Genomic DNA, 19,851 nt, shown 5'->3' with positions numbered 1-19,851 from the left:
TTACACTCCCCACAATACGAATAGGCCAACAGCTACATAGCCGAATGCGATGATATTTAAGATATATTGTAGTCCTGCGCGCAGACCTGCTGATTTAACATAGTCTGTAAGCACCTGCCAAAGGCCGATGCGCACGTGGATCATCACTGCTACTAGTGCTGCCAATGTGAAAACTTTCATAGCCAGGCCAGAGAACAACCCTCGCCATTCGATAAACGTTAGGTTATCGGTGGTAATAAAGAACCACGCCATGAAAACCGAGTACGCGAAAATAATTGCTGCTGTAGCGCGAAGTGAAACGTAGTCTTGTACGCCGTCACGCTTAATGCTTGCTTGGTTGGTTACCATAATGCAACTCCCAATACTACGGTCAGTACAACCCAAAGTGCGATTACAGCTTTTGCACTTGTGTTACCCGACTCTAATTCTTCCCAGTGACCTAAATCCATAACAACGTGTCTTAGGCCGCCTAGAATGTGATATGTCAGCGCTGAAGCTGTGCCAATTGCGACAAATTTTCCAAAGAAACCGTCCATGATTGCTTGTACGTCCGCGAAACCTTCAGGCGAATGAACAGAAACTGCCCATGCCCAGATAACAAAAAGTAGCGCGAAGAACATTGCAACACCGGTTACACGGTGGAGAATTGACGAAATAGCAGAGGGCGGAAATTTAATAGTATTGAGTTCTAAATTTACTGGTCTTTGCTTTTTCACAATGTATGCCTGTTTAATCCGTAGGGGATAATGAATTTCTTACCTTTATTATGTCCTGAGTAAGTGAATTCGATTTTTAACCTGTTAATTGCCTCATCCATTGAGTTGTTAACAATTTGTGAATTATTCTTTAATGCCTGTAACAGAATAATTATTCCATTTCCAAAGCACCGCTGAGTATATCCAGCGTAGTATATAATTACAATTTTTTGTGCCGTAGTAAGACTTTAGTCGCTATATACACTTTTATGATAATTATTTTGAATAAAAAGAGATCAAAATTGAGCGCAACACGTTTAAACGAGCGCAATTACAGCGTTAAGAAGTTTACCAGCAGCTAAATGGAATAACTATGCATAACAACGAGAAATTAAGCACTTTTAATCTGTATGCGTATTTATTCCTCATCAAAAGGTTACTTTTTAAACTAACCTGTTAATATATTTATCGTTCGGTGGTTTACCTTTATCGAAAAGCCATTGATAATTGCACCGTATCGGGCAAAGTGAAATCCCAACGAGTTAATTAATCGTTATCCGATTGCTAGTATTTTTTTAAGCAATTCGGAATATTTATTGTGCAAATATGCAATTAAATTGACTTGTTGGTGCATAATAAAGTACAAATACGCCCACTTTTCCCAACGAAGCGGATATTTTCGTCCGTTTTCGCTGCAAACAGAACCATTCTGAGGAGAGCATTTTATGGCAGATCAGAAAGCCATTCTTAAAGCCGGCGGTAAGGAAATCGAGCTTCCTATCTTGTCTGGCACCGAAGGACAAGATGTAATCGATGTCCGTACGTTAGGCCAGCACGGTTATTTCACGTACGACCCAGGTTTTATGGCGACAGGATCTTGCGAGTCTTCAATTACCTACATTGATGGCGCTCAAGGTGTATTATTACACCGCGGTTTCCCTATCGAAGAACTAGCGCGTGACGCAGACTACTTAGAAGTTTGTCACATGCTTCTTCACGGTGATGCACCAACAAAAGAACAGTACGAAGAATTTAAAGAGACAATTACTCGTCACACCATGGTACATGAACAAATTAACATGTTCTTCCACGGTTTCCGCAACGACGCCCACCCTATGGCAATGCTATGTGGTACCGTTGGCGCGATGTCTTCGTTCTACCACAGCGATTTAGACGTTTCTAATGAAGAACAGCGCATTCGCAGCGCACACCGTCTAATTGCTAAAATGCCTACTCTTGTTGCTATGTGCTACAAGTACAATGTAGGTCAGCCGTTTGTTTATCCACGAAACGACTTAAGCTATGCAGCTAACTTCCTGAACATGATGTTCTCTGTACCAGCAGAAGAATATCAAATCAGCCCAGCTGTTGAGCGTGCGATGGACCGTATCTTTACGCTTCACGCAGACCACGAACAGAATGCTTCAACGTCTACCGTTCGTCTTGCCGGTTCTTCTGGTGCGAACCCATATGCATGTATTTCTGCTGGTGTTGCTTCACTTTGGGGTCCTGCTCATGGTGGTGCAAACGAAGCATGTCTGAACATGCTAGAAGAAATTGGCACTGTTGATCGTATTCCTGAGTTTATTGCACGCGCTAAAGACAAGAATGACCCATTCCGTCTTATGGGCTTCGGTCACCGTGTTTATAAGAACCACGATCCACGTGCAACAGTAATGCGTGAAAGCTGTCACGAAGTATTAAGCGAGCTTAACGTAAAAGATCCACTACTAGAAGTAGCGATGGAGCTAGAAAAGATTGCGTTGAGTGACCCGTACTTCGCAGAGAAGAAACTGTTCCCGAACGTAGACTTCTATTCTGGTATCGTACTTAAAGCGATTGGTATTCCAACTAACATGTTTACGTGTATTTTTGCCCTGTCTCGTACAGTAGGTTGGATTTCACACTGGCATGAAATGATGAGCGACCCTAAACAAAAAATTGGTCGTCCTCGTCAGCTTTACACTGGTCATAACCAGCGTAAGTACACGCCAATTAAGTAGTAAATTAGTAAATACTGAACTAAGTATTACGCTTAATAGTAAAAATAGCGCCTTTAAGGCGCTATTTTTGTTTATACAAGATTACTTCAAGGAACAACAATGCCCTATTCAGCGGTTTTTCTAGGTATTGCCGGTCTCATTCCTTTTGTGGCTATGCCACTGGCTTATCAGCTTAACCTGTTATCGCTTACGCAAAGCGCCGTTTACTTTGTCCAATACTCAGCCGTGCTATTGTCTTTCTTTGGTGGTATCCATTGGTGGGACGCAATAAGTAATCAACGTTACGACAAGCAAATGCTAGTCGCTATGTTGCCGACCATAATTGGGTGGTTGTGTTTAGTGTTCTCTCACGACGTGAAGGTGTTTGGCGTGTTATCGCTAAGCTACGTCGCCGTACTTATTTACGACAAGTTTATCCTTAGTCTTCCTAAAGAGCAGATTGTAAGTTACATAAGCTTGCGGATGGGATTAACAAGTGTCGTTGTTATCTGTCACGCCTGGATGATTTACTTGCTCGTATAACGTTACTACTACAGCTTAGCGTTAAAGGCATGACATTAGTTAATTGCAATAAAAGTAATAGAGGCTAAAGCCTGCAGTGATTAAGCGAGTGTCTAACTCAATCAAAAAGGTTACGCATAACCAGCTTAAGCGATTGATAAATAGAGCTTTAACAAGTTCAAATATCGAAAACAAAAAAGGCGATAATATCACTATATTATCGCCTTCGTTTTTTACTTATCTAGGGCCTGTTGACCTAGCGTTATTAACGAAAAGTACCGTGGTTATTCAGCGCGAATGAGCGAAAGTAGCTCTTCGGTTTTTTGTTCCATCAACGCTATGTCGCCTTTACTTTCAACATTTAAACGAATAACTGGTTCAGTATTCGATTTACGTAAATTAAAGCGCCATGTGCCAAACTCCAGGCCCAAACCATCGGTAGTATCGATTACGCTGGCTAGTGGCTGGTATTTATTTGTAACGCGTTCCAGCGCTGCGTCAGCATCTTTTAGTTTACTGTTAATTTCACCAGAAGATGGAAACGCTTCAATTCGCGCTTTTACCATACTCGCTAGTGTTTGCTTTTTCACACACACCAATTCGGCAATTAACAACCAAGGGATCATGCCTGAATCACAGTAGGCAAAATCTCTAAAGTAATGGTGCGCACTCATTTCACCGCCATAGACCGCATCTTCTTTGCGCATACGCTCCTTAATGAACGCATGGCCGGTTTTCGACTTAATGGGTGTACCACCTGCATTCGCTACGATATCTTCTGTATTCCAGTATACGCGAGGGTCATAAATGATTTTACTGTCGGTGTTTTTCTCGATAAAGGCTTCAGCAAGCAAGCCAACGATATAATATCCTTCAATAAATTCACCATCAGCGTCAAACAAGAAGCAACGGTCGAAATCACCATCCCATGCAATGCCAAAATCAGCTCCCGACGCTTTAACAGCGTCAGCCGTGTCAGCACGGTTTTCAGGTAACAATGGATTGGGGATGCCGTTTGGAAATGTACCATCAGCATTGTGATGTACTTTAACAAACTCTATCGGAACACCCTGCACTTTCATTTCTTTTTCAATAGCGTCTAGCGCGGGGCCTGCGGCACCATTACCTGCATTAACCACCACTTTTAACGGCGTAAAATTGCTCAAATTAACGTAAGAAAGCATGTGAGAAACATAGTCAGACATACACGATTTAACCGCATATTTATCGGTCTCAGAAAGCTTGTCTTCTTTTACATGGGCCGTACCGTTAAAAAACGCATCAGCATCAATCAACGCACCCTCAGTGTAGTGTGCTAATCGCTCTGACACGAAGCTATCTTCTAGTGCTTCCGCTTTCTCTTTTATCGCGTTTAGGCCTGTGTCGCCACTAATTGGAACAGAGCCTGACTTCACTAGTTTCATACCGTTGTAATTAATGGGGTTATGACTTGCCGTTACTTCAATACCACCATCAACGCCAAGGTGTTTGGTAGCGAAGTAAATTTCTTCTGTTCCTGCCATGCCAATATCGGTCACTGTTGCACCAGCATCGATTAGACCCGCGCTTAACGCTAATTTTAATGGTGTTGACGTAAGACGCACATCACTACCAACAACAACAGTTTTCGCAATTAATTCTTGCGCAAAAGCATAGCCAATTCGATACGCTACATCTTCAGTCAGTTGTGAGTTCAATTCGCCACGAATATCGTACGCTTTAAAGCAGGTAATTGGGGTTGCCATTTGGATCGAAATTCCCTGTGTTTTAACTATTTATGATTACATTATCGCTTTTTACAACAAAAAAGCGCATACGCCCCTTTGTTATCGTCGTAAAAGAGATTAGACATACTGATATTAAATCACTAGAGGGAGTGAATTACTAATTCAATTTGAACAGCACAACGTTTTGCTAACGCTGTTTTCAACCGATGAGTTTAAAGCGCGAGTTCGAAGTAGATACTGTTATGGAAAGCGCCTTGATGACGATACTTTCGGCGAAAGCACAGCTTTGGACTAAAACCATTCTTGATAAGAACTTTTTCAGAAGCGGCGTTATTATCCATGACTTCAGCAGTGAGCAATTTTATGCCCATGCTTTTGGCTTCCTCAATTAGAAATGAGACGCAGCGAGAAGCAATGCCTTTTCCACAATCCTTCTCTGCAACTCGATAGCCGATTTCCGCCTTGTCGCCTGCTCTATTTTTGATGTTAGCACGCGCTACAATCTGGTTATTTCGTTGCTCATCAACAAGCACAAAACCCCAAGCTCTTTTCTGCTGTTGTAAGTAAAGCAATTCGCTAATGTGGTAGCCAACGCCATCCAATGAATAAAACGCTGCCTCTCTTGGTGCTATAGACAATTCAAAATAGGCTTTGTTACTACGCTCAAATTCTAAAAGTGATAGCACATGTTTTTCGGCGACGCTTTCAAAATGCATTGGCAGTGCAGCTCCTTGCTGAGCCTAATGAAAAGGTATTGACTAAAAGCCCAGTCTACTACCAGTCCGCACAGATAATTACCCATCGTCGAATCAAATCAGGCAACCCTTGTATCTACTTTGCTAATGAACCGCTTTGGTAATCGTTAAATGCCTGAACAATTTCCTGCTGAGTGTTCATTACAAAAGGCCCATATTGGACAACAGGCTCTTTAATAGGTTTACCTGAGACCACTATAAACTTACAACCTGTATCAGCGGATACAGATAGCTGCTTGCCACTTTGTGACAAAACACCCAGCTCTCCCTGCGACACAATTGTTTCTTTGCTAAGTTCGCCGCTATTAATGACCACGCTTCCCTCGTACACATAAATAAAGGCAGCTTCATCCGAACCCAGTGCAATTTCCGAACTCCCGCTTCGTAGTGCAACGTCTAAAAAAGTAGGAGCAACCGCCGTTGTCTTCACAGGCCCTTTCACACCGTCAATTTCACCTGCTAACACTTTGATTACTGCATCTTGAATGTGTACTGTAGGCACACTATCTGGCTGTATGTCTTGATAGTTAGGCGCTGACATTTTCTCTACGGCCGGAAGATTCACCCACAGCTGAAAGCCTTGTAACAAGCCCTCCTCCTGCTCTGGCATTTCTTCATGTATTATGCCTCGACCCGCATTCATCCATTGAATGCCACCAGCATCAATAACCCCCTCATTGCCTACAGAGTCTTTATGGCGCATTTTTCCTGCAAGCATATAAGTAACTGTCTGAAAACCACGGTGAGGATGTGGTGGAAAACCAGCAATGTATTCACCTGGATTATCTGAACCAAAAAAATCCAACATTAAAAAGGGATCGAGGCGAGGTAGATCAGGTTGTCCGATAATACGTGTAAGGGACACCCCCGCGCCATCACTTGTTGGCATACCTGTAACCACTTTCTCTATCGATTTTTGTTCACTCACTTCCACTGACATAATGTGTATCTACCTTAAATCTTAACCTTCACTATCTTTTACGAGCTTCACGTTTAGCTTTTTGTATTACCGACCTTGGGTGCTTCAACGTCCCATTTTATCGCGACCGTGAGGCGACATAAGATCTTGCTCTGGCCCAACGGGGATTACCTGGGTTGGATTTATCATAGTATGGCTGTAGTAATAGTGCCTTTTGATATGGTCGAAGTTTACCGTTTCAGCAACACCCGGAACTTGATAAAGTTCTTTCATATAGCCGTAAATATTTGGATAGTCTGCAATTTGTTTTTTATTGCATTTAAAGTGCCCGTGATACACAGCGTCGAAGCGTATCAGCGTGGTAAATAAGCGCCAGTCAGCTTCTGTTATTTTGCTGCCAACCAAATAACGTTGTTTACTCAACCTTTCTTCAACCCTATCTAGCGCGCAGAACAATGCAGTTACTGCCTCTTCATAGGCCTCTTGCGTTGTAGCAAATCCAGCTTTATACACGCCATTATTTATGTCGTGATACACCATATTGTTGATGGCATCAATTTCTTCACGTTGGGCGTTAGGATAATAATCGTCTTCATTATTAGTCAGTGAATTAAACCCACTGTTAAAAATACGGATAATTTCAGCTGATTCATTATTAACGATAGTTTCTGTTCGTTTATCCCAAAGGATTGGAACAGTGACACGGGTGGTTATCTCAGGTTTTGCCTTAGTATAAATTTGATGCGCATAATCAAAGTTATAAAGCTTATCCCCCGTTGATCCTGGGTAACCTTTAAACTCCCAGCCTTGATCAAGCATCTCAGGGTGTACCACCGAAACATCAATATGCGCTTCCAATCCCTTTAACTTTCTAAATATGAGCGCTCTGTGGGCCCAAGGACAAGCTAACGAGACATAAAGATGATAGCGACCAGATTCAGCGGGAAACGTGGAACCATCTTCGTTACTGACTTTGTCACGAAATTTAGATGCTTGGCGCTCAAATTTCCCACCATTTTTGCTGGTGTCGTACCACTTGTCTTGCCATTTTCCATCAACGAGTAAGCCCATATGCCTGCCCCTTTTTATTACTTCATTAAACAATGAATTCATTTAAACATGTATTGGGTAGAACGTATGTCGCTTAAAATCGGATTTATTATTCGAAAAAACTGGAGTGTATTGATCTTTAGTGTCCACTTTTGAGATGATGCGCGCCCTGCTAGCGTACTTGCACGTTTTTGTGTGAACACACGCCTTTGAGTTAGTTTATTTTTAAGTGAAGTGAAACATGTCTGATGATCCACGTTTAGGCGGTATTGTGCGTTTATATGGCGCACAGCAAACTAATAATTTAGCCAACAGTCATGTGGCTGTAGTCGGTATTGGCGGTGTGGGAAGTTGGACTGCAGAAGCACTAGCTCGTTCGGGCATAGGTTCTATAACCCTTATTGATTTAGACGATGTTTGCGTAACTAATACAAATCGCCAAATTCACGCGCTTTCCAATACCATAGGAGAAGCAAAGGTCGACGCCATTGCATCGAGAATTCACTTGATAAATCCTGCTTGCAAAGTGAATTGTATTGAGGATTTTGTCACTCCAGACAATACGGCTACGCTTTTAACCAAAGAAATGCACGCTGTAGTCGATGCCACTGACAGTATTCGCGCTAAAGCGGCGATGATAGCTCACTGTAAACGCAACAAAATTCCTATTGTTACGGTTGGCGGTGCGGGCGGTCAAATAGACCCAACTCAAGTCACTAAAGGCGATTTAGCTAAAACAACACAAGACCCCCTAGCAGCTAAGCTACGCAGTGAGCTTAGACGTAACTATAATTTTAGTAAAAACCCAAAACGCCGCTTTGGCGTTGAGTGTATCTATTCAACAGAGCAATTGCGCTACCCACAACCTGACGGCTCGGTTTGTTACAACAAATCTGCAATGGAAGGTGGTACTCGACTAGACTGTGCAGGCGGCTTTGGTGCTGTGGTCACGGTAACCGCCACCTTTGGTATGTTTGCCGCTGCAAGTGTAATAAATAGATTAACTGGACAAAAATAGACTTTGGCCGATAACTTGCGCACAATAGTCAAAAACTTATAACACCTTGTCTTAACGACTTTTTAAGCGTTAGCTTGTTATACCAAAAGTATCGGTGAGAAGGAGAACAACATGTCACCTGATGAACTCAATAAATTAATGGCAGATTGCGCGAAGGACGCTGTGGTAACAGCAGCTGATGAGTTCGATATTGTACTCGACCACTCACCCGCTAGCGTAGCACTGGTGGACGACATTTTACTTAGTTTCGTAGATAAATATCACGATTTAGCGTTAGAAGATGAAGCAGTGTTCACCATCTGTAATATCTTTGGCGCTTACGTTGGAGAAATTTTAAAAGCGCAGCTAGATGGTGAATGGATTTACGATCAGTCAAATCCTAAAGCACCTGCCGTTTTTCTTCAGGTTGGTGAAAATACCTATGCCTTAGCGGGTATTTGCTATGAACGTCTGGTTAACGACAGTCAAATCAGCGTATTTGCCTACTATGAACAGGCGTTGGGGAACCACTTACGCAGCCACTAACGTTCTCACAGATTTTGCACTCAGTTTAACGTCTGTTCAATTGAGTGCATTAAATATATTTCCAATAAAGATGTTTTTGGAGAATGAGGTTCAGGGGTTAGGTGTTTCCCAATCCTCTACCATCCACTTTAAATGACGACTTTTTGAAATTGCGTACAAGGCTATACTGTAAAAAACGATTTTTACACCCGTAATAGTTTCAAACCCCCAGTGATGATGCATAGCGTAGTAAAGCTGAACACTCAACAATGCCAACACTCCCAATTGAGCCAGCGGAATAACCCATCGGCGCCATGCTAAAAAGCCTTTTTTCCACAAGCGATCTCGTTGACTAACCAAAGATAACGCAATTAACACAGGTAAACTTGCCGCTAACCCCAACCCTAACGTTTCCTTTTGTGGGTAAAAGAACGTAAGTAGCTCACTAGTTTGAGTGCGGGAAGCCAGAGAAAAGACGAACGCGAGCCAGTCAATGCATAGAAGTATAAACACGCTGTAAAGCCAACGGGGAGGAAGAATTCGCCCTGACTCATCATAAAAAGTTAGCGGTAATTTAAGCATGCATTCACTTCTATTTTATTAATTTGAACCCTAAAGCGCATTCAACTCTGATATGTTTACTTTCAAGAAGTGATAAATGTGGGGGTGAGTAAGGTGTTTTTAAACCTTGTTCGTGCCGCTTTTACAATGAAACCCGTGGCCGTTTACACTTGTTTTCACGTTTAGTGCCTAAATTACGGCTGTACTGTGAGAATGCGTCAATAATTTATATCTTGGTCGCTAATTATATATACTGCGTACAAGCGTGTTTTCCTGTATAATCCGCGGCCATTTTAAGCTCAGTCATTTTCCAGGTGATATTTTAGATGACAGTAGAAACGTTTAATCCAAACAAAGTAGTAAATAAAACCACCACGCTAGAAACGCCAGTGAAGGTATTAAGTGACAACAAACCTTCGCAACAAAGCAATGGCAGCAGAATTGGTTTTGTTAGCTTAGGTTGCCCTAAGAACTTAGTTGATTCAGAGCGTATTCTTACTCAACTTCGCACCGAAGGTTATGACGTAGTCCCTACCTACAACGATGCCGACTTGGTTATCGTTAACACCTGTGGATTCATTGACGCGGCGGTAGAAGAGTCATTAGACACTATAGGCGAAGCACTTAAAGAAAACGGCAAAGTTATCGTTACCGGGTGTTTAGGTGTTAAAGAAGACGAAATTAGAGAGCTTCATCCAAATGTACTGGCTATCACGGGGCCTCATGCCTACGAAACGGTAGTTGAGCAAGTACACGATCATCTTCCAAAACCCCAGCACAATCCGTTTGAAGATCTGATCCCTGACCATGGTGTAAAATTAACGCCTCGTCATTATGCTTACTTGAAGATTTCAGAAGGCTGTAACCACCGTTGCACGTTCTGTATCATTCCTTCTATGCGTGGCGACCTTGTCAGCCGCCCAGTGGGTAACGTACTCGATGAAGCTAAGCGTTTGAAAGATGCTGGTGTTAAAGAGCTATTGGTTATTTCACAAGACACTAGCGCCTATGGTGTTGATGTTAAGCATAGAACGGGCTTTTGGAACGGCATGCCGGTTAAAGCACACATGCAACAGTTGTGTGAAAAGCTGGGCGAAATGGGCATTTGGGTCCGATTACATTACGTGTACCCTTACCCGCATGTGGATGACCTAATTCCACTAATGAACGAAGGTAAAATCCTTCCTTACTTGGATATTCCGTTTCAACACGCCAACAAACGTATTCTTAAGTTAATGAAACGCCCAGGTAGTGCTGAGCGCGTGCTAGAGCGCGTTAAAAAGTGGCGCGAACAGTGCCCATCATTAGTCATTCGTTCGACATTCATCGTCGGCTTTCCGGGCGAAACGGAAGAAGAGTTTGAAGAGTTATTGGACTTCCTTCGCGAAGCGCAGCTTGATCGTGTTGGTGCATTCGCCTATTCCCCTGTTGAAGGTGCAAGAGCAAATGACCTCCCCGACCCAGTGCCAGAAGAAGTGAAACAAGCTCGCCTTGCACGGTTTATGGAAGTACAGGGCGAAATAAGCGCAGCGCGACTTCAAGCGAGAATCGGTAACGAATATCAAGTTGTTATCGACAGCGTTGATGCGGAAGGTGCCGTCGGCCGTACCTATGCAGACGCACCGGAAGTTGATGGTCTGGTTCATTTAAACGGCGTTTATGACGTAAAACCTGGCGATCGTGTATGGGCTGAAGTTATTCACGCTAACGAACACGACGTATGGGCAGTATTGTCTGAAGACCAAGACGAAGAAGACGAAGGCGCTGATTCAGCAAACTAATAGTAGGCCTGACAAGGCAGCTTAAAAATCAATCTTAACACGCCACTTATTTACGTGAAGAAATAAAAAACCTATAGGCTCGTCGCTGATAGGTTTTTTATTGCTTTAAAGCGGCAAGAGTTTGAAGTTCCCTACCAAGGCAAATCGTCACCATTTGAATGGATGAAGCGACCTGCGTTAGATACATTTAGCTCATCTATGCGTTGTGACAAACGCTCAGCACAGGTATCAGCATCAATATCTCCCGCTCCATTCACCATTTCTGTTTGAACGAATCCAGGATGGAAAATACCTACTGCAATCCCCTTGGGTTTCAAATCATTCGCCATGGAAACTCCCGCCGCGTTTAGTGCGGCTTTGGACATTCGGTAGCCATAGTAGCCGCCTGAACCATTGTCTGTCATTGAACCCATGCGACTGGTAATCATGGCAATTTTACCGTCTTTTGCCATTGCGGGTAATAGTGTTTGAGTAACTAACAATGGACCTAATGCATTAACCCTAAATTGATAATCGATGGTATTTGGATCCCAATCGTCAATACTCTCGCGTCCGAGCACTCCGGCATTATTAATGAGCAAATCGATGTTAACGTCCATTAAAGGTGCAAGCTTTTCAGCCAACATTTCTGGTTGGGATACGTCCACACCTTTGATGATTGTCACACCTGCACTGTTTAGCTCGTCGCAACTGTTTCGACAGGTAGCATAAACTTTCGCACCACGTGCTTTATATTGCTTAGTAAGCGCAAGGCCTATGCCTCTGTTGCCACCGGTAATAACTACGTTCATAACGGTTCCCTTGTTACTATGTGTATGCGTTTAAAAGGTTTCACTCACCTTTTATAAGAACTGGCTGTTTAGATAAGGCTTGTTGCTAATTTACTACAAAGCGTCAGCCCTATTTCAGCACTCATTTCTTATTAACTTATAGTCTTTAAAAGACGTTCTAGATCTTCCGGGGTATCAATTCCAACTGGCGGTGGCGCTATCGCCACCTCACAGTGAATCTTATCGCCATACCATATGGCTCGAAGCTGTTCTAAGGATTCAATTTGCTCCAGAGAGCTAGGCGCATAGGCAACATATTGCTTAACGTATTCAGCACGATACGCATAAATACCTATATGGCGTTTGTACAGCGACGTATTTGCAGATTGCGGGTTTGCCATCATGTGATCGCGTTCAAAAGGAATAGGAGAACGTGAAAAATAGATAGACTCACCCTTTTCATTTACCAACACCTTAACGATATTGGGGTTAAACACATCCTCAACACGTTCAATAGGCGTAGATAACGTAGCCATCTGGCACTGAGGCGCATTGGCAAGATTATCTGCAACCTGCCTGATGTTTTCGGCGGGAATAAATGGCTCATCCCCCTGTACGTTAACCACAATAGTAGAACTCGCAATGCCTTCTTTTTCGATAACTTCGGCAATGCGCTCTGTTCCAGATTGGTGGTTGACAGACGTCATGCATACTTGAGCAAAACCAAGCACGACGTTTTGAATACGTTCATCGTCCGTGGCAACAATGACGTTATCTGCTCCAGCTTCTTTAGCACGTTCAACCACATGTTGAATCATCGGCTTTCCGTCAATAAGCGCTAAGGGTTTGCCAGGAAACCGACTTGAGCCGTATCGAGCAGGGATCACAACTGTAAATGACATAACTTTATTTCGCCCTTATTTACCACTTAGTTTAACGTTTTATTACCGTGTTGCGTCTACATCGTCTAACGACAATGCTGTTGCTTTACTTTCGATAAGTACAGGGATGCCATCTTTAATATCGAAAGCCAATCTATCAAATCGACACACTAACTGGGTGCTATCATCACTCAGAACTAATTTTCCCTTACACACTGGGCAAGCCAAAACTTCTAAAAGCTTTTTATCAAAGGCCATTGTTATTATTCCTGTCCGTCTTGGTTGATCTTCAAACCTGCCTTGGCAAGTTTCACATTTACTAAATTAAAAAAGTCTGGCGCTAAATGCGCGGTAACAGGTAAAAACCAGCAGTCGTTATGAGCAAAAGGTGCAGCTTTAACGGCGTCTTTTTCTGTCATTAACACTCTGCCATTCGGTATGTCTGACCGTGTGATTGCGTGGTGATCCGCCAGCGGTGTAGCCGAAGAAAGCTGGATACCCATTTCTTTAAGCTGAGAGAAAAATCGCTGAGGTGAACCTATTCCAGCAATTGCGCTGCACGGCACTTTTTGTATCTCTTCAAGGGGACTGGTTCTAACTCTGTTTGAAACAGAGGTGAAGTCCCCTGGTACTAAGGTCATTAGATATTGAGGCGCTACAGCATGGCTAAATGTCGGCATTGAACGGCTATTATGTACTAGCGCATCAACGGTACCAAGGCGCCATTGTCCTTCGCGAAGGGGCCCCATTGGCAGCAAATAACCACTGCCTACTTTTCTATCGTCCATCACCACAATTTCAACGTCGCGATGAAGTGCGTAATGTTGAAGGCCGTCATCACAAATAATTAAATCGCAGTGTAATTCGTCACTTAAGTACGCGGCTCCGCGCGCGCGGACTGGATCGATAACAACGTCGCACTGGCTTCTAATGGCCAGTAAACGAGGTTCGTCACCCACTTCAGACGCATCATCTTCGCCTTTCACTAATCGCGGGTATTCTGATGATTTAGCGCCATAACCACGACTTAAAATACCGACCTTTATGCCCTGCTTCTGGTAATAATCGGCTAAAGCTAATACGACTGGCGTTTTTCCGTTGCCGCCCACTGATATGTTGCCAACGACAATCACGGGAGCGTTAGCCTTAAAGGCCTTTTTGAGTCCAATTTTAAAAAGTAACCGGCGAATTGCCGAAATAAAGTAGAACAGCAGCGCAAATGGTGAGAGCAGCCACACTAAAGGATGGCCGAAATACCATTTATCGTGCTTGGTTTTGCTTTGTGATTGACTCACTTAGTCTCACCAAATTGCAACGCGTGCAGTTGCGCGTAGTGACCACCTTTTTCAAGCAAGTCGTTGTGTTTACCTTTTTCAATAATGCGCCCCTGCTCCACTACCATAATGCAATCTGCGTTTTCGATGGTAGACAAGCGGTGCGCCACAACAATGCTGGTGCACCGTTTTTGCAGCGTTTCTAATGCGTCTTGGATCAAACGCTCAGATTCTGTATCAAGGGCAGATGTCGCTTCGTCAAGAATAAGTATGGGCGCTTCGGCGAGTATCGCCCGCGCAATGGCAATACGCTGACGTTGACCACCAGAAAGCATCAAGCCGTTTTCACCAATTACCGTATCTAGTCCTTCAGGTAAGTTCGATAAGAACTCTTCAACATGCGCCATTTTTGCCGCATTCTCGATGTCTTTGCGAGATACATTTTGGCGCGCACCATAAGCAATATTGTTAGCTATGGTATCGTTAAATAGCGTAACGTTTTGCGATACTACGGCAAACTGCGCCCGCAGATCTTTAAGATCAATATCGTTGAGCGCTGTGTCATCTAAGCGAATTTCACCTTCTTGCGGTACATAAAAGCGTGTAAGCAGCGATGAGATGGTCGATTTACCACTTCCCGAGCGCCCTACCAAAGCAATCGACTGCCCAGGGTTTGCGATAAAGCTCACATTAGATAACGCGGGCGTCTGTTTTCCTGGATAAGAGAATGTAACGTCGTCAAATTCAATTTTTCCTGTTGCGCGCTCTACTTTGGTTTTCCCTTTATCTTCTTCGTCTGCTTCATCAAGAATTTCAAAAATACTGGCGCAGGCTGCCATACCTTTTTGAAATTGGTTATTAATGGTAGTGAGCTGTTTAAGAGGTTTAAGCAGCATCACCATACAAAAGACCACATTAATAAATACGCCTGCTGTAAGCTTTTCAAGCATACCGGGCGTGCTGGCAATAAACAGAACGACTGCAAGGGCAATTGACGCTATTACCTGTATTGAAGACACACTCAAAATAGAGGTGACATTCAGCTTCATTGACTGTTGACGGTTGTGATTGTTTTTCTGCTCGAAACGCTTTTGCTCTATTTCTTGACCGCCAAACATGATCACAACTTTGTGACCTTTCACCGCTTGCTCTACCGACGATGTTAGGTTGCCCATTGATTGTTGAATGTTTTTACTTACAACGCGAAAACGCTTACTGACGATAGAAACAATCACTGCCACAATCGGGCCAATTAAAAGAAATATGAGCGAAAGCTGCCATGAGTAATAGAACATGACACACAGCAAACCGATGACCAGTGCGCCTTCCCTCACCAATGTTAGCAGCGCCTTACCAGATGCATTAGCCACTTGCTCTGTGTCGTAGGTGACTTTACTGATAAGCCCGCCAACCGCATGATTATCGTGAAATGCCACTGGAAGATGAATGTATTTTTCAAACAACTGCTGGCGCATGCGCATTACCACCTGAGCACCAATCCAGCTTAGCGTGTAACTACCTAAAAAGTTGAAAACACCCCGTAACAAAAAGAGCGGCACAATCGCATATGCGGCTAGACGCAGGTAGTCATGGTCGTTTTTCCCCAGTGATTCATCAATCATTGGCTGAAGCTGGGAAAATACGAAGGTATCTACCGCGGAATAACCAATCATACCAATGATGGCAAAAACGAAAGGCACTTTATACGCTTTAAGGTACTGTAAAAAGCGTTTAATTTGATAATCCGAGTTGTCGGCTTGTTGCATGTAGTTTTTTTAACCTGTTTGAAACGTTAACAAAAACGCGTTGGAAGTATTGTACTCGTTCTCGCTCTAATTCACTAATATAGCGGCAAAATTGGTTAGTCTGCCAACTAAGTGAATAATGTGTGGCCACTTCATACCTATTTAAAGGTATTCGTGCACATCTTCGTTTCGTTACAAGCTAATATTTTTGGCATTTGGCGATATTACTTAGTCTTTGAGGTGTCGTGGTGCAATGCCTGGTAAATACCAGCGTTTATTCAACGTTCCACGTTGGGAATCTATATGGAAAGAATCCTTATCGAAGGTTGCGCTTATATATCCGTGATAGCTTGTTAAATATTGCGTTACGCCCAAATGCTCGTAACGTTTAGCCACAACATAAGCAGGAAACTGCCATCGATTCTCATAACCTTGCGTAAAAATCACAGCTTTTGGTGCAACGTGTTCTATAAAAACATTAGTAGACGACGTTTTGCTTCCGTGATGCGGCGCAATAAGAATGTCGGCACTTAGATTTGTAGAACTCGCTAAAGTATCCATTGAAGCCCCCTCTGAAAAACCGTCCATGGTTTCACGGGTTATCAACGCGTACTCACTTGTTTTCTCAATGTCACCAGGAATTAACACGCTACCAGAGTCGCTTGTTATTTTAACCACACACGACATGGCATTGTTGTCTTCTTTGTTGCCATTTGGCGGCCATAGAAAATTGATTGTTAAGTTCTGCCAGCGTATACGCTTTCCTCGCTCACAACCTAATGTTGGTGTATAGAAAGTGGCTTTTTTAGCTAAGGCGTGTTGTTCAATGGCTAATGCGCCTCCTGCATGATCGTTGTCACTATGCGTATGAACTACAGCATCTATATTTGAAATATGCCTACTTTCCAAAAAAGGTAACAGGTGTTTCGTTGCAGTATGAGCATTGCCATTAAACTGAGCGCCAGAATCAATAATCATAGCCCGACCTCCCGCAGTCACTGCAATAGCACTGGCCTGGCCCGCATCAAATACGTGCAGCGCCCATATCGATTCATTGATAGGTAACCACTTTTGAAAAATGCTTAGCGATGGGAGCAAGAGAAGCGCTACGCAGATAGCTTTGTACCGCCATGTTGGCAAAAGAAAAATAAAAAAAGCGACAATTAGACAAAGTGCCGCACCACTACTTATGTAAAAACTGATAGCGCTCCCTGAAAACTGACTAAGTACCTTCAAAAGCGATAACAAATACCCTAAACACACATCACTGTAATGCAAAAGCACACCCGTAACTTGTTGTGCGAAAGGCAACTCAGCAAAATGAAGGACTAACAACGAAATTAAACAAATAGGTAAAAGTAACGTTATTACGGGCAAGGCGATTAAGTTGGTAACAACTGCAATAAAACTGGCGTTACCAAACCATATTAGGGTTAGCGGCATCATTATTACGGTAAGCGCTACTTGTAGTTTAAACAAAGACACATACCAAGGTGCTCGCTGTAGCCCCCAAACAACAACTAAAAACCAAATGCACAGTACAGCCCCTATGCTCAAGTAAAAGCTAGCGCTTAATATAGAGAGAGGAAACAGCAACAAGCTCAAAGTAAGCATTGTGAGCGCAACATTTACTGGCCGCCATGCATGTCGAGAAAGAGACAGCACGCTCCCCATAGTTACCAGTATCAGCGCACGCACAACCGGCAATGCGCTTCCACTAAGCAACGCGTAACAAAAACAAGCAGCGACAAGCACACAAAGCACAGAGGCTCTAATTGGCGCGCTGGTTTGAAACATCTTACTTGTTTGCTGCTCTCTGTTCTTTCGACCTGTTGCCGGATAGTTGATGGAGGCTGAACGTACTAACCAATATTTCGCTCTGCCTAATAGGCCTGTAACATGCGTGAGTAAAAATATAACGGGGTTAAAAAACAATAAGCAGACCCCAGCGATAAGTGATAGATGCATGCCTGATATACTAAACATGTGCCCAGTGCCGGTGCGTTGTAACAGCGTCCAATCACCCAACGTAAAGCCCGTTTTCTCCCCTAGCAACAATGCGCGCCACCATTTTTCATGAACAAGGTCTAGCTTCTGCAATGTTGTAGCAAGTTCATAACGCACTGAGTGATTATGCTTTGTTTTATCGTGCTCTATCGACTTAATATAGCCAGTTGCATGAATAAATTGGCTAACCAACTGCTGTTGGCGGCTAGCACCAACAGGATTAGCCGTACCGTATGCAGGTTTAAGTTTTACAAGTGCGGTGAACGTATCGCCGTTGTGCAAACAATTTAATTTCTCCTGAGACGGAGAAACTGATTGAGGCCGCACGCCTATAGTTCCCTGTTGAGCATATGCGATTTTCTTGTTGGCTAAGCCTTCGCTTTTTCGATCATTTGGGAATTCATAACGTTGGTGAGTAAGACGAGCTTTGAAATTAAACGTGCTGGTTAAAACACGCTTAGGCAAGGGGGAAAGTATGCCGTTGTCTAGAAATGTCGCTGTGCTTTCACGGTTGACAGACTCAATAGCGACAACATAGTGATAAGTTGCTTCCAGCACCCTAGCTGTGCCGAAGACACATCCCCCCGACACAACTCGACCTGAAATTGTGACATCTTGTTGAATTTTCCCTTGGGGCAGTTGCCAAGCGTAGTAAAAATGCCCTACACTCGCCATCCAAAGTACTCCAGACAGCAGCCCGCTCACTGCCCAACATAGCAGCACCTCTGGAAATGCATGATGTTCAGCGGGTTTTGTCGTCGAAATGAATATAATAATAGTCACAGATATTATTAAAATGGCAATCATCAATGCCATGCTGTGAGTACTTGGAAGTTTTTGCCAGGAAACTGCACTTATTGCGCTAGCGCAAAAACAGCTTAAGCAAATTGTGATACGATTGACCATGTTTTCACGTAGCAATGGACAGTGAGTGAATGTGGGTGGTGCAAATTCATGTTGCGCAATTCCATTTACTGTTATTTTTTCTGTCTTTTTTGATTTTATTTTCGAGATGCATTGATATTTATGCCTAAGAAATTTATCCGACGTTTTTTGCCAGATCACCAAAGCATTAAGCAAAACAAAGCTTTAAAAATTTTTGGTAGCGTATTGCACGAGCCTAATCTTTGGCACTTAAACCGTCGTTCTGCATCTGGTGCATTTGGCATAGGTTTATTTTTCGCGTTTTGGCCGGTACCGTTTCAAATGTGGCTTTCTGCCGGTTTAGCTATTCCATTTCGAGCAAACCTGCCCTTATCTGTTGCAACTGTTTGGGTGACTAACCCATTTACTATTCCGCCTATATTCTATGGGGCTTACAAGGTTGGTACTACTGTACTTGGGACCAAGCCTGAGCATTTTGAATTTCAGTTTAGTTGGCAGTGGGTTGTAGAAAGCATTAATACCATTGGCCCTGCATTTTTAGTCGGGTGTGGAATTTGCTCGGTTGTGTTTGGACTAGCGGGTTATTTCTCTTTAAACTGGGTTTGGCGCTTTCAAGTGAAAAAAGCCTGGGAAAGACGCAGACAAATGCGGAATCAAGAAGCCCACTAGCGTGAGAGCCCTACACTTGAGTGTTTGTAGAAATATTTACCTTTTCTCAAGCCCCTTACAACGTTCAGTACAAAATACGCCGTAAAAGACAGAGCAAGAATTACAA

At 43.3% G+C, this 19,851-nt stretch carries 19 protein-coding genes; 6 read left to right on the top strand and 13 right to left on the bottom strand.

Features of this window, described 5'->3' with window-relative positions:
- Window positions 1-348 (bottom strand): succinate dehydrogenase, hydrophobic membrane anchor protein, encoded by a 348-nt coding sequence (gene sdhD / locus MHM99_RS14470; protein WP_014949446.1) that lies wholly within the window; start codon window positions 346-348, stop codon window positions 1-3.
- Window positions 342-716, bottom strand: a complete 375-nt coding sequence (gene sdhC / locus MHM99_RS14465) for a succinate dehydrogenase, cytochrome b556 subunit (RefSeq protein WP_014949445.1) — start codon at window positions 714-716, stop codon at window positions 342-344. Before sdhC ends, sdhD begins: the two co-directional genes overlap by 7 nt.
- A 704-nt stretch (window positions 717-1,420) precedes the next feature.
- Here sdhC and MHM99_RS14460 point away from each other — a divergent pair.
- Together MHM99_RS14460 and MHM99_RS14455 are read left to right on the top strand one after the other, a co-directional pair.
- Window positions 1,421-2,698 carry a citrate synthase gene (locus MHM99_RS14460; protein ID WP_014949444.1) on the top strand — a complete coding sequence of 426 codons (1,278 nt, stop codon included), beginning with the start codon at window positions 1,421-1,423 and terminating at the stop codon, window positions 2,696-2,698.
- 99 nt (window positions 2,699-2,797) lie between these two features.
- Window positions 2,798-3,220: a DUF3429 domain-containing protein gene (locus MHM99_RS14455; RefSeq protein ID WP_014949443.1), complete on the top strand. Its 423-nt coding sequence runs from the start codon at window positions 2,798-2,800 to the stop codon at window positions 3,218-3,220.
- A gap of 263 nt (window positions 3,221-3,483) precedes the next feature.
- Here the strand turns inward: MHM99_RS14455 and MHM99_RS14450 are convergent, their stop codons facing one another.
- The 4 genes from MHM99_RS14450 to MHM99_RS14435 form a co-directional block, all read right to left on the bottom strand.
- Window positions 3,484-4,944 (bottom strand): phosphomannomutase CpsG, encoded by a 1,461-nt coding sequence (locus MHM99_RS14450; RefSeq protein WP_239219954.1) that lies wholly within the window; start codon window positions 4,942-4,944, stop codon window positions 3,484-3,486.
- Window positions 4,945-5,138: 194 nt separating this feature from the next.
- Entirely contained in the window at window positions 5,139-5,642 is a 504-nt protein-coding gene (locus MHM99_RS14445) for a GNAT family protein (protein ID WP_014976535.1), read from the bottom strand.
- Between the two features lie 115 nt (window positions 5,643-5,757).
- Window positions 5,758-6,621 carry a pirin family protein gene (locus MHM99_RS14440; protein WP_061094963.1) on the bottom strand — a complete coding sequence of 288 codons (864 nt, stop codon included), beginning with the start codon at window positions 6,619-6,621 and terminating at the stop codon, window positions 5,758-5,760.
- A gap of 84 nt (window positions 6,622-6,705) precedes the next feature.
- Entirely contained in the window at window positions 6,706-7,671 is a 966-nt protein-coding gene (locus MHM99_RS14435; RefSeq protein ID WP_014949438.1) for a glutathione S-transferase family protein, read from the bottom strand.
- A gap of 220 nt (window positions 7,672-7,891) precedes the next feature.
- Here MHM99_RS14435 and tcdA point away from each other — a divergent pair, with 220 nt between their 5' ends.
- Together tcdA and MHM99_RS14425 are read left to right on the top strand one after the other, a co-directional pair.
- On the top strand, window positions 7,892-8,668 hold the full coding sequence (tcdA, locus tag MHM99_RS14430; protein WP_239219952.1) for a tRNA cyclic N6-threonylcarbamoyladenosine(37) synthase TcdA: 777 nt from the start codon (window positions 7,892-7,894) through the stop codon (window positions 8,666-8,668).
- Between the two features lie 111 nt (window positions 8,669-8,779).
- On the top strand, window positions 8,780-9,193 hold the full coding sequence (locus MHM99_RS14425; protein WP_014949436.1) for a hypothetical protein: 414 nt from the start codon (window positions 8,780-8,782) through the stop codon (window positions 9,191-9,193).
- A 90-nt stretch (window positions 9,194-9,283) separates the two neighbouring features.
- Here the strand turns inward: MHM99_RS14425 and MHM99_RS14420 are convergent, their stop codons facing one another.
- Complete coding sequence (locus tag MHM99_RS14420) at window positions 9,284-9,754, bottom strand: DUF2919 family protein (RefSeq protein WP_014976532.1); 471 nt, start codon at window positions 9,752-9,754, stop codon at window positions 9,284-9,286.
- A gap of 305 nt (window positions 9,755-10,059) precedes the next feature.
- On the opposite strand from MHM99_RS14420, the gene rimO reads away from it, so the two are divergent.
- Window positions 10,060-11,514 (top strand): 30S ribosomal protein S12 methylthiotransferase RimO, encoded by a 1,455-nt coding sequence (gene rimO / locus MHM99_RS14415; protein ID WP_156078336.1) that lies wholly within the window; start codon window positions 10,060-10,062, stop codon window positions 11,512-11,514.
- A gap of 131 nt (window positions 11,515-11,645) precedes the next feature.
- Here the strand turns inward: rimO and MHM99_RS14410 are convergent, their stop codons facing one another.
- From MHM99_RS14410 to MHM99_RS14385, 6 genes are all read right to left on the bottom strand, one after another.
- Entirely contained in the window at window positions 11,646-12,305 is a 660-nt protein-coding gene (locus MHM99_RS14410; RefSeq protein WP_239219950.1) for an SDR family oxidoreductase, read from the bottom strand.
- A 131-nt stretch (window positions 12,306-12,436) separates the two neighbouring features.
- On the bottom strand, window positions 12,437-13,186 hold the full coding sequence (kdsB, locus tag MHM99_RS14405; RefSeq protein WP_014976528.1) for a 3-deoxy-manno-octulosonate cytidylyltransferase: 750 nt from the start codon (window positions 13,184-13,186) through the stop codon (window positions 12,437-12,439).
- Window positions 13,187-13,228: 42 nt separating this feature from the next.
- Window positions 13,229-13,423: a Trm112 family protein gene (locus MHM99_RS14400; protein WP_014949430.1), complete on the bottom strand. Its 195-nt coding sequence runs from the start codon at window positions 13,421-13,423 to the stop codon at window positions 13,229-13,231.
- A 5-nt stretch (window positions 13,424-13,428) separates the two neighbouring features.
- Window positions 13,429-14,460 (bottom strand): tetraacyldisaccharide 4'-kinase, encoded by a 1,032-nt coding sequence (gene lpxK, locus MHM99_RS14395; RefSeq protein ID WP_239219948.1) that lies wholly within the window; start codon window positions 14,458-14,460, stop codon window positions 13,429-13,431.
- Entirely contained in the window at window positions 14,457-16,205 is a 1,749-nt protein-coding gene (gene msbA, locus MHM99_RS14390) for a lipid A export permease/ATP-binding protein MsbA (RefSeq protein ID WP_239219946.1), read from the bottom strand. The genes lpxK and msbA overlap by 4 nt, the downstream gene beginning before the upstream one ends.
- A gap of 207 nt (window positions 16,206-16,412) precedes the next feature.
- Entirely contained in the window at window positions 16,413-19,007 is a 2,595-nt protein-coding gene (locus MHM99_RS14385) for a DNA internalization-related competence protein ComEC/Rec2 (RefSeq protein ID WP_239219944.1), read from the bottom strand.
- Window positions 19,008-19,217: 210 nt separating this feature from the next.
- Between MHM99_RS14385 and MHM99_RS14380 the strand changes: the two genes are divergently transcribed.
- Entirely contained in the window at window positions 19,218-19,745 is a 528-nt protein-coding gene (locus tag MHM99_RS14380; RefSeq protein WP_014949426.1) for a DUF2062 domain-containing protein, read from the top strand.
- Window positions 19,746-19,851: the final 106 nt, after the last annotated feature.

Source organism: Alteromonas sp. MmMcT2-2, from assembly GCF_022348305.1.
Taxonomy (GTDB): Bacteria; Pseudomonadota; Gammaproteobacteria; order Enterobacterales; family Alteromonadaceae; genus Alteromonas; species Alteromonas macleodii.
The sequence above is the reverse complement of the archived record's forward strand: the minus strand, read 5'-3'. Positions and strand labels throughout refer to the sequence as shown.

Excerpts from the sequence above, each read along its gene's own strand:
- MHM99_RS14445 (WP_014976535.1), bottom strand. The coding sequence starts at position 5,642 with ATGCATTTTGAAAGCGTCGCCGAAAAACATGTGCTATCACTTTTAGAA.
- MHM99_RS14440 (WP_061094963.1), bottom strand. The coding sequence starts at position 6,621 with ATGTCAGTGGAAGTGAGTGAACAAAAATCGATAGAGAAAGTGGTTACA.
- MHM99_RS14435 (WP_014949438.1), bottom strand. The coding sequence starts at position 7,671 with ATGGGCTTACTCGTTGATGGAAAATGGCAAGACAAGTGGTACGACACC.
- MHM99_RS14450 (WP_239219954.1), bottom strand. The coding sequence starts at position 4,944 with ATGGCAACCCCAATTACCTGCTTTAAAGCGTACGATATTCGTGGCGAA.
- msbA (WP_239219946.1), bottom strand. The coding sequence starts at position 16,205 with ATGCAACAAGCCGACAACTCGGATTATCAAATTAAACGCTTTTTACAG.
- sdhD (WP_014949446.1), bottom strand. The coding sequence starts at position 348 with ATGGTAACCAACCAAGCAAGCATTAAGCGTGACGGCGTACAAGACTAC.
- MHM99_RS14410 (WP_239219950.1), bottom strand. The coding sequence starts at position 12,305 with ATGAACGTAGTTATTACCGGTGGCAACAGAGGCATAGGCCTTGCGCTT.
- MHM99_RS14420 (WP_014976532.1), bottom strand. The coding sequence starts at position 9,754 with ATGCTTAAATTACCGCTAACTTTTTATGATGAGTCAGGGCGAATTCTT.
- MHM99_RS14425 (WP_014949436.1), top strand. The coding sequence starts at position 8,780 with ATGTCACCTGATGAACTCAATAAATTAATGGCAGATTGCGCGAAGGAC.
- MHM99_RS14400 (WP_014949430.1), bottom strand. The coding sequence starts at position 13,423 with ATGGCCTTTGATAAAAAGCTTTTAGAAGTTTTGGCTTGCCCAGTGTGT.
- rimO (WP_156078336.1), top strand. The coding sequence starts at position 10,060 with ATGACAGTAGAAACGTTTAATCCAAACAAAGTAGTAAATAAAACCACC.
- tcdA (WP_239219952.1), top strand. The coding sequence starts at position 7,892 with ATGTCTGATGATCCACGTTTAGGCGGTATTGTGCGTTTATATGGCGCA.
- MHM99_RS14385 (WP_239219944.1), bottom strand. The coding sequence starts at position 19,007 with ATGGCATTGATGATTGCCATTTTAATAATATCTGTGACTATTATTATA.
- MHM99_RS14455 (WP_014949443.1), top strand. The coding sequence starts at position 2,798 with ATGCCCTATTCAGCGGTTTTTCTAGGTATTGCCGGTCTCATTCCTTTT.
- kdsB (WP_014976528.1), bottom strand. The coding sequence starts at position 13,186 with ATGTCATTTACAGTTGTGATCCCTGCTCGATACGGCTCAAGTCGGTTT.
- MHM99_RS14380 (WP_014949426.1), top strand. The coding sequence starts at position 19,218 with ATGCCTAAGAAATTTATCCGACGTTTTTTGCCAGATCACCAAAGCATT.
- MHM99_RS14460 (WP_014949444.1), top strand. The coding sequence starts at position 1,421 with ATGGCAGATCAGAAAGCCATTCTTAAAGCCGGCGGTAAGGAAATCGAG.